We start from the raw sequence: 346 nt of genomic DNA on the forward strand, positions 1-346 counted from the left end.
AGGCGGGCGGGTTCTAAACCCTACCGGTGTATTTTGGATTGATCGAGAAAAGTACTACTCGATGCTATCGACTGCCGCGGCAAAACCGATGGTCACGGTGTTGCCAATCGTGGTTTTCTCTTCTGGCTCCGGGTCCATGCTGTGATGGATCTCGGTGGTGGCCTTCCACACCAGGAACAGGCCACCGGCGATCAGGATCATGTCCTTCCAGGAGAAGGCCTGGCCGAACACTTCAAATACCGGCGCCGTCAGCTGCACGATAAACGCGATGGTGCTCAACAGACCCAGGCGCAACACCAACGCCATGCTGATGCGATTGCGCCGCGCCTTGGCCCGGTGCTGCTCA

1 pseudogene is annotated in these 346 nt (G+C 58.1%); it reads right to left on the reverse strand.

From position 1 onward, the window contains the following. Positions 1-60 precede the first annotated feature (60 nt). A pseudogene (locus AC0L3U_RS38750) lies at positions 61-346 on the reverse strand (TerC family protein); the annotation flags it as partial.

The sequence above is a fragment of the Bradyrhizobium sp. Kon69 genome, assembly GCF_055807515.1.